The following is a 13926-nucleotide window of genomic DNA, read 5'->3' as shown; positions in this document are numbered from 1 at the left end:
CCTCGTCATCGCGGCGCGCCGTCCCCTTCCGTCGTCAAGGTCGCGAACGAATACGGGGCCCATGGGCCGGTGATGTCGATCCGCACACCTGTTTCGTCCCGGGCGAGTTCACCGAGCACCTCCCGAAATCGATCCGCCCTGGAAGCGTGGACGAGGTAGGCCTCGTTGGCGATGTTCTCGCCGGGGCCCGACGCCAGTTCTCCCTGCTGCGGGCGATGAACGATCCGCGCCGAGGCAAGGTCGGCCGCCTTGTGGACGGCTTCCGCCGCAACGGCCGCGGCCCTTCGGTAGATGTCCTGGCCACTGCGCCGCTGCGCGCGGCGTTGCTGGAGATAGGCACGCCCCGTGCCGGCGACGGCGGTCGGCCGCTCCGGCTGTGCCGGCGGGACACGGCCGGGCTCTGCGTACACCTTCATCCCGAGCTCGACGTGCTGGTCGAGCTGGTCCAGCAGTCCTCCGAACTCCTGACTGCGTTCCCGCAGCAGAGCGGATACCCGGCCGTCGTTCAGGTACACGGTCGCCAGACGCATGGGCAGGATCGTCGCTGCCGCAAAAGCGGCATCCACCACAGCATGATGGGCCCGGGCGATGCTCTCGAGCCGGGACAGGTCCTCCATCTGCGCCTTCAGTCCCTGCTCACTGAACCTGTCCGCCGGCACCGACGACACCAGGGCGACAAGCCCGCCATCGTTCACCCATCGCACAGCCCGGCCCTCGATGCCGTCGAGAGCGCAGGCGATGTGCTTCAGCCCCGAGTCCTCCAGGCCGAGCGCGTACACGTACGTCAGGTCCTCGCCGGTGAGTGCGTCAGTGGGTTCGGCGGTCACTGCTCGTCCTGCCCTTCGGTGGTGGCCTGCCGCTCAGGGCCCGTCTCGTCGGGTGCCATAGGGAGGCCGGCGGCCTTTCGCAGCTCGGCGATCTGGGCCCGCAGAAGCGCGTTCTCCTCGGCCAGTGCATCCGGTCCACCGCCGGAAAGCCCGTTGTGGCGGGGGTGCCGCGGGGCACGAGAGGACAGCGAAGGATCGTGCTCCCACCAGTCGATCCCCATTTCCTTGGCCTTGTCCACGGACGCGACCAGGAGGCGGAGCTTGATGGTCAGGAGTTCGATGTCCAGCAGGTTGATCTGGATATCACCCGCGATGACGATGCCCTTGTCCAGCACCCGTTCCAGGATGTCGGCGAGATTGGCCGACGAACCCTGCTGGCTGTGAAGAGGAACGCTCGCGCGACCGGCAAGTGGTTGGGTCATGGGTTCAGCCCTGTCTGTGCGGTCGGCATGCGCGGTCAACGCCGGGCCGACGCGACACGCCGGCGCCGGGCAGGTGGCTCTTCCTCCGCCGCGTCCTCGAAGTCGGGTTCGTCATCCTCCATCTCGTCCTCGGGCAGCTCCTCGTCAGGCATCTCGTCGCTTTCGTGGCCTTCGGAGTACCCGTCCTCGTCGGGATCGTCCTCGTCCCGGTACTCGTCGTCCTCCAGCGAGTCGGCTTCCCCCGCAGCCGATCCGTCGTCGGCGTTGTGTGGGACGTCGTCCTCGTTGCGGGTCTGCGTGTCCTCTTGCTCGACGGCGTCCTCGTGTTCGACGACGACTTCACCGTCCCGGATCTCACCGCGCCAGCCGTCGGTCGCCTCGCCCCGCATCATGATGAATTTGCGGTAGAGCTTGAGATCGAGGCGCGCACGCCTGCCCTGGGCACGCCATATGTTGCCGGTCTTCTCGAAGAGGCCTTTGGGGAAATACTCGAGCACGAGGAGTACCCGGGTGAGGTCTTCAGTGATGCGGTGAAAGGTCACCACACCCTTGACCGTGCCCTTGCCACCTTCCGTGGTCCAGGTGATGCGTTCGTCAGGCACCTGCTCGGTGACGCTCGCCTTCCAGCTCCGTGTGGACTTGGCGACCTTCACCTTCCAATTGCTGGTCGTGTCGTCCGCCATCTCGACGCTCACCACCCCCTTGGCGAAGGTGCTGAACTCCTGGAACTGGGTCCACTGGTCGTAGGCCTCGCGCACCGGAACACCGACATCGATGTCCTCGACAATGGTCACGCTCTTCGACTTGCCGCCGCCGCTCCTGCGCCCCTTGCCGAACAACCCCTTGACCTTCTCCTTGATGGTGTCCTTGAGGTGGGACGCACCTGCGATCGCCATGGCCTCACCAGGTGTCTTGCCATCGCTCAGGGCCTTGCCCCCCTTGGCCAGGCTCTTGCCCAGCCCGCCGGGACCGTGGCCCGGTTCGGCCAACCTGGAGACACCCTGCCCGAGGCGGTGGCCCAGATTGGTCACAGCGAGCTCGGCTCGGGCGCGCAGGTAGTTCTGCAGCTCTTCCTTGAGCCGATCGGCGGCCGGGCTGCGGCCGATGTCGTCCTTGATCCTGCTCAGTGCGGAGTCAGCCATTGCCTTCACCCCTCTTGCGGGTCGCCGACGCCGTGGACCGGCGAGAGGCGCTGGTGCGCTTCCGGGCGGCGGCTGACGTCTTTCGAGCGCCCTCGCCTGCCGAACGGGTGCGGGTGGAGGCCGCTCGCCCAGCGGAGGCTGCCTTCTTCCTGGTTTCGGAGGTCTCCCCGGAGGTCTTGCGGCGGGCCGGCTGCCGCTCCCCCTCGGGCTCCTCCTCGGAGTCGGGAGGGCCGTCCTCGTCGTGTACGGCCGCGTCCTGCGCCTCGGAGTCGCCCTTCTGGCCGAGCCCCAGCGTGCGCTGGTGAAGGGAGTCCGCCAGGCTCGTCGCTCGTTCGGTGAGCGCGGCGGTTGCCGCAGACCGGGTGGCGTCGACCAGCTCCCGGCGGACCTGGTCGTTGAGAGAGCCCAGAACGGGCGAGTTGGCCAACAGTTTGCCGACCTGCCTCGGATCGAGGTTCATTTTCCTGCCGGCGAGGAACAGGCCCAGGCCGATGGCCATCCTGGCCTTCCTCGTCCGTCCCAAGACGTAGCCGCCAACCAGCGCGACGCCTATCTTGACGTTGCTCGACATGTGCTCGTGCACCTCATACTCTCGCGCTCGGAAATCGTGCCCGGCGGTCATGGCCCCAACTGCCGTCGATGGGCCTCGATCTCGTCCAGCCGGTCGAGAAGTTCGTCCTCCCGCCGGTCGAACTCTTCTTCTGTGATGCGTCCGGTGATCAGGTCCTGCTCCAGTTCGGCCAGTGCACTGAGCACGGGCGCCGGGTCGTAGTACTCGCGCTCGGCGGCCAGGACCACCTGGTCGAGAACCCACGCCGTTCCCCGGACGGGAGCAAGCGGGAAAGTCAGAATGCCGGTGATGAGACCCATGGCAGGCGCCTTCGGTCGGTCCGCGGAAGGTCAGACGAAGCTGTACGGCGGCAGCGGTCCAGTCAGTGTGAAGGTGTAGGCGTCCCCTCGCCGTCCTGCCTCCTCCTGAACGGCGTGCGAGAACGCTTCCGCCGTCTCCGCGTTGATGAGGAACGACACATTGAGGAAGTGATTCCTGGTGGGCTCGCCCAGGGCGGTGCGTGACGCTGACGGGCCGAACCTGGCCACCAGCTCCTCGGCCTCGTGCTCCTGACGTGCCGCAACTTCATGCGAAACCATCTCGCCGAGTGCCACCCGCTCGTCGTGAGCCTCGGGAACGGCCCGGCTGCGCTCGTTGAGTTGTCGGATCTCCTCGGACTCGGTGATGATCTCTCGCAGCAAGTCGTCCTCGTCCCGGGCGACCTTGAGGTTGAACTCGACATGCCCCACGAGCTCGGCGAGGCGTTCGCTGTAGTTGTCCCGCTGCTGCTCGAGAGCCGCTGCCACTTGCTCGTCGTCGGGGCCGAGCAGTCCGAAGCGCATCGGCAGGGTCGCGCCGTCGCGCATCAGCCGTTCGATCACGGTCTGGTGAGCCATCACGTCACGGCGCTTGGCCCTCAGGCCGGGCGGCGCGTCACTGACGACCGCCGACAGATCCCGTGCCACGACGGTCCGCAGCTGCAGCGGCGGATCCCCGATGCCCTCGAGTCCGTCCAGGCTCAGAGGATGATCGGCGTGCGTGATGGCATACACGTACGTGGGCATGAGTCACTCCCCCCTGCTCTGGGTCGACTGACGGCTTGACGAGGACTTGCGCGCGGGACGCTTCCGCGGCTCCTCCTCTGATTCACCGCTCTTGCCCTGGAGCGATTCAGTGAACGCTTCCACGGCTCCGCTCAATGCTCCTTTCGACTTTCCCTTCGCACCGCTCTCCGTCATGTCTCCGACCAGGTCAGTGAGCTGGCTGGGCGCCTTGCGACCGGATTCCAGGTCAAGCCGGTTGCAGGCCTCGGCGAATCGCAGATAGGTGTCGACACTCGCGACGACGACCCTCACGTCAATCTTGAGTATTTCGATGCCGACCAGGGAGACGCGGACGAACGCGTCGATGACGAGCCCTCGGTCAAGTATGAGCTCCAGGACGTCGTAGAGATTTCCGGAGCCACTACCGCTGTTGGACGCATTGCTCTGCTGAACGAGCGTCATGATGAAACTCCTTTCGACGATGATTCGGTCCGGGCCGACCGGTCCGGAAACCGGGTGCCCTTCCCGGGGATTCAGCGACGGTCGATCTGGCCTCTCGCATAACGGCGCATGCGTTCATAGCCGACAAGGTGGCCCTCGGCATCGAGAGAGACGCGATAGGAAGCCATCACGCTCATGGTGTCCGGCACCCGTTCGAGTTCGACGACCTCCACGTCGGCGCACCAACCGTCATCCGTGGCCTTCACCGCTGAAACAGTTCCGGGCTCGCACTGGAGCAGCTCCGCGAGCTGTCCTGAGGCGCACTGCAAGGCCTTGGAAATATCGATTCGCTTCTCGGCGGCCTTACTGCCCTTGCCCTCTTGGGAGTTCATGATCCCACCCTCACGCCTGGGATGATCTTTCTGACGAGCCCTCAAACATGTGCCATGGCTTTAATGCGCCTGCCCCTGACAACCGAACGTATGCTTCTTCGTGCGCCAGTTCGTGGAGGGCACATCAGGACTTGCCTGTTCGTGCTGGGAAAGGCCGGCTGCGATGGACGCCCTGGCGGCATCACGCAATTGACGAGCGCGGTGGGCGGGCCAATGCCGCGATCGCAGCTCACTGGATGGCTGCGGCTCCTCCGCGCGCCCAGACCGAACCGACCGGCACAACGCAGGCCGGACCGCCGACGACAGGACTGGTCGGGGCGCCTGCGAGGCTGAAACGAGACCGGAATCACTGCCGTTGACGTCCGGGGGGCGGGGAAGCCGGCGAGTACCTCGGCGGACCTGGAGGGCCGCAGACGGGTGGCAGTGTCGGGCAGCACAGGTGCGATCAGAGCGCGTCGGTCCAGTCGGACGGCTTGTCGAACGGGGTGACTCCGACGTCCTCGGCGATCTTCAGCCCGTCTGGGTGGTGGTCGGCAACCGGCAGCCCTCACCGCATCCGCGCCCGCGTCGATCTCACCATTGATGCCGACGGTGTCCGTGGCGTCCTCCCGGAGCACCCCCACGGCTCAGGCCCAGGCAGTTCGGCACACCGGGCACGGGCACTGTCCAGCAAACGCACCGCGTCGCTACTGCCGTTCGTGCGGTGGGCGAAGGTGATCGCGAAGCAATTCCAGTGCCGCGACGACTGCCGCCTGCTGGATCGCCTCTCGGTCCATGGTCTCGCCCGCCTGTGTCGGCTCGGCAACGACCGTTCCGCCTGACCCGCAGAGGGCGACGAACAGGGTTCCGATCCGTTCGCCGTCCTGCATGCCGGGACCGGCGACTCCAGTGGTGGCCAGGCCGTAAGTGGCGTCCATGAGCCGCCGTACGCCCTGAGCCATCTGTGCCGCCACATCGGGGTGAACAGCCCCTTCGGCCGTCAGCAAGCAGTGGTCGACACCGAGGACGGATGCCTTGACCTCGGTTGTAGTAGGCAATCACCCCACCGCGGAACGTGCGCCAAGCCCCCGGGGCGTCCGCGAGTGCAGCCGCCATCCGGCCAGCGATGAGCGACTCGGCGGCCGCAACCGTGTGCTCCGCAGCGACCAAGGCTCCGTGCAACTGGCGGCCATGGTGTGCCTGGCAGGCTCCTTCCACGTGGGTGCGTCAGCAGTGGACATCACCAGGATCGGATTGGGCCGACGGCGTCAGAACGAACGCCTCTGCTCGAGCGCCGAAGCGTGGATGGACGACGGCCTCTCGACCGATGACTCCACCGGGGGTGCCGAGGGGCACGCCCCGGGAATGCGAGTTGCTCCGCTCTTCGTCATGGCCGGCCGTCCTAGTCGCGTGCCTCCAGGGGATGCACTGCCGGGCCTTGCAGGACGGACCCGTCCACGCCGAAGCGGGAACCGTGGCAGGGGCACTCCCAGGCCGTTTCGGCTTCGTCGAAATGGACGATGCAACCGAGGTGGGTACAGCGTGCTGATACGCGGTGCAGGGTGCCGGATGCATCCCTGTGCACCGCTTGGGGCCCTGCACCGTGGCCGCGGACCACCGCGCCCTGACCCGGTTCGATGTCGTCCACCGAGTCGGCGTGTCCGCCGGGGAGCCGGTCGACGACGAGATGCCGGGCTGTTTTTGCACCGAGCCGCAGTATCGACGGGCCCTCCGCCAGGGGATGGAGCCGGACCGGGTCGTACAGGTCCGCCCAGGGGGACGGGCTGTCGGCGATGAGGGAGGTGAGGAGCCGTGCCGCCATCATGCCTCCGCTCAGACCCCAGCCGCCGAAACCCGTCGCCACATAGGAGTGGTCGGTTCGTGGGTGGAGCCGGCCCACATACGGCACGTGGTCGGTGGAGAACGTGTCCTGGGTGGCCCAGCGGTGCGTGACGGCAAAGCCTTCGAAGTGGCGGCATGCCCACTCGGTGAGCACCTGGGCATGTCCGCCCGCACCGATGTCTTCCGGGTCACCAGGAGTGAACTTCTCCCCGGTGACGATCAGCATCCGTCCTTCATTCTCGTGCGGCGCGGTGCGTATCGACCTCGTGTTGCCCTCCTCGGTGAGGAACATCCCTTTCGGAGCGGGGCTCTCCAACGGCAGCGGGCCAGCAACCACAACTTCCCGTTTGGGTTCCAGCCTGGTGAACAGCAGCGCCCGGTCGAAGATCGGGTAGTGCGTGGCCACGACCACGTCATTCGCCTCGATCGTGTACCCCGCACTGGTGGTCAGTCGGCACGGGGTTCCCTCATGAAGCTCGGTGACCCGCGAGCGTTCGAGGATCTTGCCTCCACGACGCACGAGGTCGACCGCGACGCCGACGAGGAACTTGCGCGGGTGGAACTGGAGTTGACCGTCCAGACGTACGGCTGCTGCGACCGGGAAGGGCAGCGGCACTTCGTCCACGCAGCTGACGGGCAGGCCTGCGGCCTCCGCCGCCTCTGCCTCGCAGCGCACATCTGCCGCAGAGGCCGGATCGGTGACATAGGTATACGCTGCGGTCCGTTCGAGATCGCAGTCAATGCCGAGTTCCCTGCTCAGGTTCGCCACGGCGGACACCGCGTCCTGCTGCGAGTCGGCGTACTGCCGTGCGGCCTCGTCACCACGGGCTTTCCGGATACGGCTGTAGGCACGGCCCTGCAGGGCCGAGACCTTGGCGGTGGTGTGGCCGGTCACCCCGTGAGCGATGCGGTCTGCCTCCAGCAGTGCAACCGTGCGGCCTGTGCGCGCCAGTTCCCGCGCGGTGCAGATGCCGGCCATCCCGCCGCCGATCACGGCGGCGTCCACCTGGATGTGGCCTCTCAGGGCCGGATATTCGGGCCCCGGATCGTACTCTGCCCAGAGTGAGCCGGCTGGTTGTCCGAGCACGGTCATGATTGCCTCCAGGTTCCGTCAGGCGGCCTGGCTCGTGTGCGCGGCTACCCGCCCCCGCCTCGTTTACGCGTCGCGAGTGAATAGCCCATAGCAGGGCAGACCAGCATGTGGTTGCCGATGGCCGCGGGACGGAGATGACTCCCCGGGTCATTGCTTGAACAGTCCACCACCCGGCAGCCGCGTCGGCCGTGGGGTTCGCCGCCGGGCACGGCGGGTGCAGCTCTGCGGTACGCGGCACCGTCCAGTACTCCGGAGGAGGTCATGCCCGAGCTGCCGGACGTCGAAGGATTCCGCCAGGTGCTGAACGCGTGCGGCCGCGGTCGGCGCATTACGAGTGTCGAGGTGCACGATGCCGGGGTGCTGCGCGGAGTCACAGCACAGCGGCTGCGGAAGGCGTTGCAGGGGAAGCGACTGGGCACCGCTTGGCGTCACGGCAAGTGGCTCATCGCACCGACGGAACACGGCCCGGTGCTCGTCTGGCATTTCGGCATGACGGGGTCGCTGCTGTGCGTGGGCGGGGACGACTCTCCCGGGAAGTACGATCGCATCGTTCTGACGCTCGACGACGCGCGGCAGCTGCACTACCGCGACCAACGCAAGTTGCAGGGCGTCCGGCTGGCCGACGATGACGAAGCCGTCGATCACGTTCTGGAGCGCTTGGGTCCTGACGCCCTGGCCGTGGGTCGCGGGGAGTTCGGTGAACTCCTTTCCGGTCGGCGGGGCACCGTCAAGAGCGTGATGATGGACCAGGCCGTACTCGCGGGCCTCGGAAACCTGTTGTGCGACGAGATCCTCTGGCGGGCACACGTGGACCCGCGCAGGCCGGCGGGGGAACTGAGCGAGGCAGAGTACCGGCACGTCCATGCGGCGATGCGTCGCGTCCTCGCCACGTCCGTACGGGCCGCGTGCGTCCCCCCACGGCGCACGTGGCTCACCGGCCGGAGGGATGACGACGTGCCGGTGTGTCCACGCTGTGGCGGTTCTCTGGACTCGCGCCGCGTTTCCGGCCGTCGCACGGTCTGGTGCCCGCATTGTCAGACCTGAAAGGCAGCCCGCTTCCTTTGTCGAAAGGGGCAGGCGCGCAGGGGGCCAGTAACCGCACGGGCACACACGGCCCGGTCCCGTCCGGGGACGGCAGGTTTCCGCCTGGTGCCTGCGAGCCCGGGCGACACCGGCCGAGAGCCACCTGACCTGCAGGTACAGGCGCCGCCGAAGACCCGCCCTCGGCTCGATGCCTATAGCGGGACAAATGGGGCAGTGGCGTCGTATGAAAGTGAACAATCCCGATCCCGATCCCCGCATCACACCAGGGCTCGACCAAGGCGGCTCCGTGCCACCGGGCGAGACGCCTCCGGCCGAATCAAGCACCTCCTCGGGCACAGGCCCCTACGAGCGTCGGACACGGGGGTGGGCCAAGGGCCCGTTGGTTGCACTCGCGGCACTGGTGCTGCTGGTGGCAGCCTTCTTCCTGGTTTACGCGCTCGTCCTGCTGTTCTGACACATCGCAGATCACATGGATGAAGGGCTCACCTTCTTCGAACGTCACAACTGTTCAGGCCTACCGCGGTCCTCGAACTCCATGACGTCGGCCAGGGCATCCTCCCATCCGGACACCGCATCCCTGGTAGGACCGAGCACCGCGTAGCGCCATGACCGGCAATCGGCGGGCGCATCCGCGTAAAGCACCACTCCCCCGGCCGCGTCCGCCGCCCAGGCCAGGCCCGACTGCTCCAGCAGTCGGGCGGCATCGTCGAAATCATGGGGCGTTCGTGTGCGCCGTCTGCCGAGGGACCAGGCCGGAGCGTCCAGGCCCGCAGAACGAGCCAGACGGCATGCCATGAACTGCGCTGTCGTGGTGGCGGTGCGGCGGACGTTGCTCTCCGTCGCGTAGAGCCTCCCGTCGGAGGCGAGGATCGCGTCGACCCCGTACGTCCCGGCGTAGCCGCATTGCGCCAGATGGTGCCCCAGTGCCGTTCCCCACTGCTCCAGCTCCGCCGCGACGGCCCCACCGGACCCCTCCAGCGGCGAGACGTAGCCGGTGCAGGAGCCGCCCTCCACACGCATCTCCCCGGAGAACACCGATCGCGGCCCTGATACGCCCAGGTCCATCTGGATGCTGACCGACAGGACCGTATCCAGGCACTCCTCGACCACCCACGTCCCGGCCGGCTCGTTCCGAAGCGGCGCCGAGCCGGCATCCGCGCGCGAGAGGAACCTCAGTCCATGGCCGCCCGCTGAGCGATCCGGTTTGACCACGATGCGCGCATACTCCCGAAGCAATGCGTTCGCGGTCGCTTCGAGGAGGCGGCCCCCGCACGTCCGACCCGCCGGAAGCCGTATGCCAAGGTCATCGGCAACGGCCCGGAAACCGCTCTTGGTGTTGAGCCGGTAGACCGCGTCCACGGCGTTCCTGCTCGGACCTTCCGGACCATAGGGAGCCACCGTCGTACCCAGCCGCTGCGCAAGAGCGGCTGTGGACGCATCCAGGGCGAGAGGCAGCAGCGCCGCCCCGGGCCGTTGGTCCACCAGATCGCCGAGTCTGTCCAGCAGCCCCGCCCGGTCCAGGGCCTCCGCCATGGGCAGGCCCACGGACGACGGCACCGTGATCACCGTCAGCGACTCATGGGGCACTCCCAGCAGACCGCTCGCGTAGCGTCGGAATGCCTCGCTCGGCGCGACTGGAGTCACCAGCACATCTCCGGGCTGCAGGAGCCAGATCTTGCGCGGCGCCTGTTCGGCCCACTGGGTCATGGTCCCGTGAGCGGTGAGGCTTGCTGCCGTGTCGGAGAAGAAGTTCGCATAGACGATCAACGGGCTGCGCAACGGGCTGCGATCCTGGTCCACGTGGCCATCCCTACCCGCGGGGTTCCCGGGGCTCTCCGGCACCCATGGCCAACGCGGTCACCCCCGGACCATCGCCACGGGTTCGCGTCCCTGAGCCCGCGGGACGCTTCCGGATCATCCCGGACACCCACGGTCCGATTCGTGGGTCCCCTCCAGAAACTCCACGACGACGCGCAGGTCCGATACAAGGCCTTGGTAGGCGGAGTCGCGGTCGTCGGCACGGAGAACGGCTGATGGGTGAATCGTTGCCACCAGGCCGGCTGCGCACCCTCCGGAAGCATCGTCCTCATCGTGCGGGGGCCAGGGCAGAAGGCCGCCACGCTGTTCGGTCACACGGAACGACGGGCCCAGGAGCGCTTTGCCGGCCGTGGACCCGAGCACCACCACGACCTCCGGGGAGACCGATCGCAACTCGGCCAGAAGCCAAGGCCTGCACGCCGCGATCTCTCGTAGGTTCGGTGCCTTGTGGATGCGGCGCTTGCGGCCCTCGGCGACCGTGAACTTGAAGTGCTTGACCGCGTTGGTCAGGTAGATCTGTCCCGGGTCGAGCCCCGCATCGTCCAGGGCACGCGCCAGGACCTTCCCGGCCGGACCGACGAACGGGTGGCCCTTGAGGTCCTCCTGGTCGCCGGGCTGCTCCCCGACGAGCAGGATGCGCGCGGTGCTGGCCCCCTCGCCGAACACGGTCTGGGTGGCATTCTCGTGGAGGGGGCAGCCGCGGCATTCAGCCGCGGCCCTGCGCAGGCCCGGAAGTCCCGCTCGTCGCCCGGGCAGGAACGGTGTGGCGTCGTACGCCCTCTCCGCACCGTCATCGGCCGTTCGCACCATGGCACGTCCCTTTCCCTGGCGACGAGTGTGAGCTCAGACCCATGAGTGGCGTTCGGCCACCTGCGCGGCCGCGGGCCGTGCGGACCGGCCCCGGGGACCGGTGTGCTGTGCTGCCACCAGCCCATGTCTGCGCGTCAAAGGCTGCCAACACTCGCTGGCACCAGCATCGGCCACGAATCCGCCTAGAGCGCGTCGGGGCGGCGAGCAGACTCGTCCTTGCTCGCCTCACACGCCTGCTGTGCCGCGGCTGCACACGGACCGATCCAGCTCCGGGCCGCCGGCACTGCTCTGCCCTGCGCACGCATGCCCTACCGTCAGCCTCACACCGCACTGAGCTGCGCGGCCGGAGTGTGGGGCCATGGCCGCTTCGCGGCAGACCTGTCGTGGGCCTGCGTACCGGCCATGCCTGCGAGGCAGGCGGCGCATGACCTGCTCGGCAGAGCTTGTCCGCCCAGTACGTCCGCCTGCTCGAATCTCTTGGGCACCCACTTCACTCCGGACGGGAAAGCCACTGGGGAGGGAGAGGTGGCGGAGGCTGGGCCCGATCCCGGCCAGGAAGGCGCGACAGGCAGCACAACCTGCACCGACTGCACGAGGCCTCGGTCACCGAGCTCCGGCCGACTACAAGACGTGCGACTCGGCCGTCAAGGGATGGTGTCAGCCGAACCGGAGTCAGCCCAGCCTGATCACCTCCGATCACACGCACATGCCGGCCCTCCCATGCGTCCCGCCCCCGCCTGTGTGGATCCTTGACGGTCTCTTGACAACACCGCGGCACATGAAAGGAGACTGCCGGGCAACCAGCGAGGGGTGACACGCATCGGACCGGTCGCCCTCACCCTGGCCGCGGCAGTCGCGGCGGCTATCGCCGCGGGCCGGGGTTCGCCCCTGTGGTGGTTCGCCGCCGTCCCGCTCGCCCTGCTGGGCACGTGGGACCTGCTGCAGCGTCGGCACTCGGTGCTGCGCATGCGCAGCCATGGGGATACCGGCGGGCGCTGACGAACTCACCCTGCTCGGCAGGCGATCGCCGGGAAGCGGCGCTCAGGACGAGCGGTGGGGCCTGACCGCAACGGACCACACGCCTGCCCGGCCCGCATGAGCCATGGGGCCGGAGGGCGCGGCTCCGCGCGCAGCCGTAGGGGCTCGAGGCTCTGTGCTCCCTGTGTGGGTCGGGAGCCGGCAGCGACTTTGGTCAACAGGTGCGAAACCTTCGGCCGACTCGCCCGCGGCACACGCCGTGCAGGCTTGGAGGCATGACACCAGCACCGATCGCCCGCCGAACTCTGCTCGCGAGCACCGCGGCCCTGGCCCTCGTCGGCGTGGCCGACAACGCGCGTGCCCGTACGACGTCCGCCGGCGCGCTCGCGTCGCCGCTGACAGCCGGATCGCTCACGTTCAAGGGCGTCAACTTCGACACGGACCGCGAGGTCTGGCGGACGGAGTACGTCCGTCGGGAGATCACGGCAATCAGGGAGCAGTTGCACTGCAACGCGATCCTGCTGCTCGGCCATGACCTCGACCGGCTGACGGAAGCCGCGTCGTTCGCGGCCGCGAACGGACTGTTCGTCTGGTTCGAACCTCGGCAGTTCGACCGGGACGCGGAGCAGACGCTCGCCTTCCTCGGCTCGGTTGCACTCGCCGCCGAGCGGCTGCGTACCCGTCACCCCGGCGTGGGCATCGCGATCGGCACCGAGCTGACCCTCTTCATGTCCGGCCTGGTGCCGGGCAAGGACTGGAACGAGCGCGGTCGGGCGCTGAGGCGCCCCGAGTCGACCGGCTACCAGGAGCGGCTGAACGCATTCCTCGGCCGGGCCCTGAAGACCGTACGGCCGCTGTTCAAGGGGCTGGTCACCTACAGCTCCGGGGAGTGGGAGGAGGTCGACTGGCGCGGTTTCGACATGGTGGGTGCCAATCTGTACCGGACCGCGGACAACAAGGCCACGTACACCTCGAAGGTGCGCGCCCTGCACCGGCACCGCAAGCCCGTCGTCATCACCGAGTTCGGCTGCTGCACCTTCACCGGGGCCAAGGAACAGGGCGGGATGGGCTTCACGGCGGTGGACTGGGAGGCGGAGCCACCGGTGGTCAAGGACGGTTATGTACGCAATGAGCGGGAACAAGCCGACGCGATAGGCGAGTTGCTGGACCTCTATACGACCGAAGGGGTGCACGGCGCGTTCGTCTACAACTTCATCGCCCCCGACTCGCCCTACTCCCCTCAGCGCCGCCACGACCTGGACATCGCCAGCTTCGCCCTGGCCAAGACCTTCCCCACCGGCACACGGCGCGGTTACGCGGAGACCGGGCAGTGGGAGCCCAAGCGGTCCTTCCACACGGTGGCCTGCCGGTTCCGGTGACATACCGCTACCGGTTCCAGGGATGGCACATTCGGTGCGCGGCGGCACGGTGAGCTGGGCGATGTCGCGGGCGGGGAGCGGAGCGCGAGGGACGGCGCGTCCCCCTTGTTCTCCCACCGGCCGGCGGCTTCCCTACCCGGCCCGGGCCGGCACGGGGCCGGGCCAC

General features: G+C 68.0%; 16 protein-coding genes and 1 pseudogene. 4 read left to right on the top strand and 13 right to left on the bottom strand.

Going from position 1 to position 13926, the window contains the following annotated elements:
* Positions 1–5 precede the first annotated feature (5 nt).
* The 11 genes and pseudogenes from AC068D_RS18260 to AC068D_RS18210 all read right to left on the bottom strand — a co-directional run bounded on the left by AC068D_RS18260 (position 6) and on the right by AC068D_RS18210 (position 7731).
* Positions 6–827 (bottom strand): GvpL/GvpF family gas vesicle protein, encoded by an 822-nt coding sequence (locus AC068D_RS18260; RefSeq protein ID WP_478824038.1) that lies wholly within the window; start codon positions 825–827, stop codon positions 6–8.
* Positions 824–1249, bottom strand: coding sequence for a gas vesicle protein (locus AC068D_RS18255; RefSeq protein ID WP_478824037.1), 426 nt, complete (start codon positions 1247–1249; stop codon positions 824–826). Before AC068D_RS18255 ends, AC068D_RS18260 begins: the two co-directional genes overlap by 4 nt.
* Before the next feature lie 35 nt (positions 1250–1284).
* Positions 1285–2391 (bottom strand): SRPBCC family protein, encoded by a 1107-nt coding sequence (locus AC068D_RS18250; RefSeq protein ID WP_478824036.1) that lies wholly within the window; start codon positions 2389–2391, stop codon positions 1285–1287.
* Positions 2384–2962 (bottom strand): hypothetical protein, encoded by a 579-nt coding sequence (locus AC068D_RS18245; RefSeq protein ID WP_478824035.1) that lies wholly within the window; start codon positions 2960–2962, stop codon positions 2384–2386. The genes AC068D_RS18250 and AC068D_RS18245 overlap by 8 nt, the downstream gene beginning before the upstream one ends.
* Positions 2963–3009: 47 nt before the next feature.
* Positions 3010–3261: a gas vesicle protein GvpG gene (locus AC068D_RS18240; protein ID WP_478824034.1), complete on the bottom strand. Its 252-nt coding sequence runs from the start codon at positions 3259–3261 to the stop codon at positions 3010–3012.
* A 30-nt stretch (positions 3262–3291) separates the two neighbouring features.
* Positions 3292–4005, bottom strand: coding sequence for a GvpL/GvpF family gas vesicle protein (locus AC068D_RS18235; RefSeq protein WP_478824033.1), 714 nt, complete (start codon positions 4003–4005; stop codon positions 3292–3294).
* Positions 4006–4008: 3 nt separating this feature from the next.
* Complete coding sequence (locus tag AC068D_RS18230; RefSeq protein WP_478824032.1) at positions 4009–4446, bottom strand: gas vesicle structural protein GvpA; 438 nt, start codon at positions 4444–4446, stop codon at positions 4009–4011.
* A gap of 71 nt (positions 4447–4517) precedes the next feature.
* Positions 4518–4817: a gas vesicle protein GvpO gene (locus tag AC068D_RS18225; RefSeq protein WP_478824031.1), complete on the bottom strand. Its 300-nt coding sequence runs from the start codon at positions 4815–4817 to the stop codon at positions 4518–4520.
* Positions 4818–5503: 686 nt separating this feature from the next.
* Positions 5504–5854 carry a CinA family protein gene (locus AC068D_RS18220; protein ID WP_478824030.1) on the bottom strand — a complete coding sequence of 117 codons (351 nt, stop codon included), beginning with the start codon at positions 5852–5854 and terminating at the stop codon, positions 5504–5506.
* A 49-nt stretch (positions 5855–5903) separates the two neighbouring features.
* Positions 5904–6014 (bottom strand): annotated as a pseudogene (locus AC068D_RS18215) (hypothetical protein); the annotation flags it as partial.
* Between the two features lie 184 nt (positions 6015–6198).
* Positions 6199–7731 (bottom strand): FAD-dependent oxidoreductase, encoded by a 1533-nt coding sequence (locus AC068D_RS18210; protein ID WP_478824029.1) that lies wholly within the window; start codon positions 7729–7731, stop codon positions 6199–6201.
* Between the two features lie 261 nt (positions 7732–7992).
* Here AC068D_RS18210 and AC068D_RS18205 point away from each other — a divergent pair, with 261 nt between their 5' ends.
* The gene (locus AC068D_RS18205) at positions 7993–8775 is read left to right on the top strand and encodes an Fpg/Nei family DNA glycosylase (protein WP_478824028.1); all 783 of its coding nucleotides are present in this window, start codon (positions 7993–7995) and stop codon (positions 8773–8775) included.
* A gap of 223 nt (positions 8776–8998) precedes the next feature.
* Positions 8999–9229 (top strand): DUF6480 family protein, encoded by a 231-nt coding sequence (locus AC068D_RS18200; protein ID WP_478824027.1) that lies wholly within the window; start codon positions 8999–9001, stop codon positions 9227–9229.
* A 44-nt stretch (positions 9230–9273) separates the two neighbouring features.
* Here the strand turns inward: AC068D_RS18200 and AC068D_RS18195 are convergent, their stop codons facing one another.
* Both AC068D_RS18195 and AC068D_RS18190 read right to left on the bottom strand, forming a co-directional pair.
* A complete protein-coding gene (locus tag AC068D_RS18195) occupies positions 9274–10575 on the bottom strand; it encodes a preATP grasp domain-containing protein (RefSeq protein ID WP_478824026.1) in 1302 nt (433 codons plus the stop codon).
* 114 nt (positions 10576–10689) lie between these two features.
* Entirely contained in the window at positions 10690–11403 is a 714-nt protein-coding gene (locus AC068D_RS18190) for a UdgX family uracil-DNA binding protein (protein WP_478824025.1), read from the bottom strand.
* A gap of 810 nt (positions 11404–12213) precedes the next feature.
* Here AC068D_RS18190 and AC068D_RS18185 point away from each other — a divergent pair.
* Both AC068D_RS18185 and AC068D_RS18180 read left to right on the top strand, forming a co-directional pair.
* Positions 12214–12402: a hypothetical protein gene (locus tag AC068D_RS18185; RefSeq protein ID WP_478824024.1), complete on the top strand. Its 189-nt coding sequence runs from the start codon at positions 12214–12216 to the stop codon at positions 12400–12402.
* Positions 12403–12656: 254 nt separating this feature from the next.
* Positions 12657–13760, top strand: coding sequence for an abortive infection protein (locus AC068D_RS18180; RefSeq protein ID WP_478824023.1), 1104 nt, complete (start codon positions 12657–12659; stop codon positions 13758–13760).
* Positions 13761–13926: the final 166 nt, after the last annotated feature.

Source organism: Streptomyces sp. NPDC043861 (assembly GCF_056435905.1).
Note: the sequence above shows the minus strand (reverse complement) of the source record. Positions and strands in the feature narration are given on the sequence as shown.

What these genes read in the sequence shown, in the direction of transcription:
- AC068D_RS18200 (WP_478824027.1), top strand. Translation starts at nt 8,999, where the DNA reads ATGAAAGTGAACAATCCCGATCCCGATCCCCGCATCACACCAGGGCTC.
- AC068D_RS18255 (WP_478824037.1), bottom strand. Translation starts at nt 1,249, where the DNA reads ATGACCCAACCACTTGCCGGTCGCGCGAGCGTTCCTCTTCACAGCCAG.
- AC068D_RS18225 (WP_478824031.1), bottom strand. Translation starts at nt 4,817, where the DNA reads ATGAACTCCCAAGAGGGCAAGGGCAGTAAGGCCGCCGAGAAGCGAATC.
- AC068D_RS18205 (WP_478824028.1), top strand. Translation starts at nt 7,993, where the DNA reads ATGCCCGAGCTGCCGGACGTCGAAGGATTCCGCCAGGTGCTGAACGCG.
- AC068D_RS18180 (WP_478824023.1), top strand. Translation starts at nt 12,657, where the DNA reads ATGACACCAGCACCGATCGCCCGCCGAACTCTGCTCGCGAGCACCGCG.
- AC068D_RS18230 (WP_478824032.1), bottom strand. Translation starts at nt 4,446, where the DNA reads ATGACGCTCGTTCAGCAGAGCAATGCGTCCAACAGCGGTAGTGGCTCC.
- AC068D_RS18250 (WP_478824036.1), bottom strand. Translation starts at nt 2,391, where the DNA reads ATGGCTGACTCCGCACTGAGCAGGATCAAGGACGACATCGGCCGCAGC.
- AC068D_RS18240 (WP_478824034.1), bottom strand. Translation starts at nt 3,261, where the DNA reads ATGGGTCTCATCACCGGCATTCTGACTTTCCCGCTTGCTCCCGTCCGG.
- AC068D_RS18190 (WP_478824025.1), bottom strand. Translation starts at nt 11,403, where the DNA reads ATGGTGCGAACGGCCGATGACGGTGCGGAGAGGGCGTACGACGCCACA.
- AC068D_RS18235 (WP_478824033.1), bottom strand. Translation starts at nt 4,005, where the DNA reads ATGCCCACGTACGTGTATGCCATCACGCACGCCGATCATCCTCTGAGC.
- AC068D_RS18210 (WP_478824029.1), bottom strand. Translation starts at nt 7,731, where the DNA reads ATGACCGTGCTCGGACAACCAGCCGGCTCACTCTGGGCAGAGTACGAT.
- AC068D_RS18245 (WP_478824035.1), bottom strand. Translation starts at nt 2,962, where the DNA reads ATGTCGAGCAACGTCAAGATAGGCGTCGCGCTGGTTGGCGGCTACGTC.